This window comes from Pseudoalteromonas sp. S558 (genome assembly GCF_005886635.1).
Lineage (GTDB): Bacteria > Pseudomonadota > Gammaproteobacteria > Enterobacterales > Alteromonadaceae > Pseudoalteromonas > Pseudoalteromonas aliena.
Genome location: NZ_PNDU01000033.1, coordinates 1 through 1,312 on the forward strand (window position 1 = coordinate 1; position 1,312 = coordinate 1,312).

The 1,312-nt window shown below is 33.9% G+C and carries 1 protein-coding gene and 1 pseudogene; both read right to left on the minus strand.

The annotated features are described in order from the left end of the window. Nucleotides 1–138: 138 nt before the first annotated feature. Nucleotides 139–318, minus strand: a pseudogene (locus CWB66_RS22585) (transposase); the annotation flags it as partial. 96 nt (nt 319–414) lie between these two features. Then, nucleotides 415–1,212: a DUF8371 domain-containing protein gene (locus CWB66_RS02995; RefSeq protein ID WP_138584289.1), complete on the minus strand. Its 798-nt coding sequence runs from the start codon at nt 1,210–1,212 to the stop codon at nt 415–417. Between the last annotated feature and the right edge of the window lie 100 nt (nt 1,213–1,312).

Genomic DNA, 1,312 nt, shown 5'->3' on the forward strand with positions numbered 1-1,312 from the left:
ATCATAAAAATTATCTTTTACTATTGGATTACTTTCATTTCACTCTTTAAATCAGCAATCATCACTCTTAAACCTAAATTACACGCATGAAAATGACTGCATGATGCAGTTTTAACTTTTTACTGAAGCGTTTAAACTTTATGCGAGTAGCTTTTCACAGTTACTAATATTCGATCGCCGTTTTCTGTTTAGATTTTCACAGTAACTTGCTTGTGAGATCGGCCTGCCTACTGCACCGTGAAATACGCGTGTAAATTGTGTGGTGAGTTTCAACCAGTTTTCAGAGGAAATATTGATTCTTTCGAGTAAGGGTAAGTGTGTACTTGCATAATGAATTCGGGTTGTTTATATTGTTTATTTAATACTTCAAAAAGTTTTTCAAAACCAGCATTGTTCTTTAGTATTTCCTCTATATTACAACCGACTAGGGCTAAGTTTAGGACTAGCATCGATTAGTATTATTTCAGGATAACTTTTACCTTTTTTCTTTCCATTTTCAATTAGAACGCGTAATTTTTGGTACGAACTTTTAGGGTTACCAGAGTCAATAACAACGTAAATACCTTTCTCTGTTTTTTCACTAGTCAAATATTGCTTAAGTTGCTTGGTATATCCCTCAAGCGCCTTTGGACTGGTTGATAGTTTTAGCTCGACGCAAACTTTTGAATCGTTACCTTGAGAGAATATAAAATCAACGAATCCAGTTCCAACTTGTGGCTCTGGTAACATACAAACATCAAGTAATTCACTGACTCTACTTAAAGCAGCAGCGAATATGTGTTGACAGTGCTTTTCTGGTTGTTTATTTAAAGTCTTCCAAAGTCCTTTTTCTTCAACCAAATGCTTAAATAAATTAATCTCTGTTAAAAGCCAACTAAACAACTCTTCTTTATCCATTTTTAACGGAAAGTATGAATTTTTGCGATCCATAAGATAACCAAAGTTATCGTCAATTAAATTTAAGTGACTCTGTATAGCAATGAAGTTTTTTGCCTCGACCCTTCTTGCGACTTGCTCTTCAATCTCTAATAAATGTTTAAAAGACAGCCATGAGCTAAAAATTTCATGATCAGTTTCACCATGAAAATCTATGTCACGAATTGTTCTTTCTTCAACGCTTCCATCTTCATTATAATTTGTGAAATGACCTTCGATATAGCTCTCTAAATATGATTCCCTTTTTTGGTTCAAGTTATATCTTAACTTCTTCACTAGGAATTCATAGAAACTAGGTATCTTTTTCTCTTCCAGTCCAGAACCGGAGACCTCAAATGGCACATATGGCATTGAATGTAGTGGTCAATAAAATTTG